Annotated in this window: 1 pseudogene; it reads right to left on the reverse strand. The window is 68.4% G+C overall.

Features of this window, described 5'->3' with window-relative positions:
- Positions 1 to 1084 (reverse strand): annotated as a pseudogene (locus ACIBST_RS48920) (DNA-directed RNA polymerase subunit beta); the annotation flags it as partial.

Consider the following 1084-nt stretch of genomic DNA (forward strand, 5'->3'; position numbering starts at 1 on the left):
TCCTCCACCACGCCGGCCTTCTCGGCGCTGATGACGTCGCCGGCGTCGGTCGCGGCACGGTACTCCATGCCGGTGCCGACCAGCGGCGCCTCGCTGCGGATCAGCGGCACCGACTGGCGCTGCATGTTCGCGCCCATCAGGGCGCGATTGGCGTCGTCGTGCTCCAGGAACGGGATCATCGCGGTGGCGACCGACACCATCTGGCGCGGCGACACGTCGATGTAGTCGACCTCGCGGGAGGATACGTAGTCGGTCTCGCCGCCCTTGGTGCGGACCAGGACGCGGGCGTCGGTCAGCTCGCCGTCCGCGCCCAGGGACGAGTTCGCCTGGGCGACGACGAACCGGTCCTCCTCGTCGGCCGTCAGGTAGTCGATCCGGTCGGTGACCCTGCCGTCGACGACCTTGCGGTAGGGCGTCTCGATGAAGCCGAAGGCGTTGAGACGGCCGTAGCAGGCGAGGTAGCCGATGAGGCCGATGTTCGGGCCCTCGGGCGTCTCGATCGGGCACATCCGGCCGTAGTGGGACGGATGCACGTCACGGACCTCCATCCCGGCCCGCTCACGGGACAGACCACCGGGGCCCAGGGCGTTCAGCCGCCGCTTGTGCGTCAGGCCGGCCAGCGGGTTGATCTGGTCCATGAACTGCGACAGCTGCGAGGTGCCGAAGAACTCCTTCATCGACGCCACCACCGGCCGGATGTTGATCAAGGTCTGCGGCGTGATCGCCTCGACGTCCTGGGTGGTCATCCGCTCCCGGACGACGCGCTCCATGCGGGCCAGGCCCAGCCGGACCTGGTTCTGGACGAGCTCGCCGACGCTGCGGATGCGCCGGTTGCCGAAGTGGTCGATGTCGTCGAGCTCCACGACGACCTCGCCCATGGACGTCTCCCCCGCGTGCAGCCGCACCAGGTACTCGATCATCGAGACGACGTCGTCCTCGGTCAGCGTGCCCCGCGTGATCTCGGAGTCGACCCCGAGCTTCTTGTTGACCTTGTAGCGGCCCACCTTGGCCAGGTCGTACCGCTTGGGGTTGAAGTACAGGTTCTCCAGCAGGGTCTGCGCCGACTCCTTGGTCGGCGGCTCAC

It is taken from the genome of Nonomuraea sp. NPDC049684 (genome assembly GCF_044465345.1).
Taxonomy (GTDB): domain Bacteria; phylum Actinomycetota; class Actinomycetes; order Streptosporangiales; family Streptosporangiaceae; genus Nonomuraea.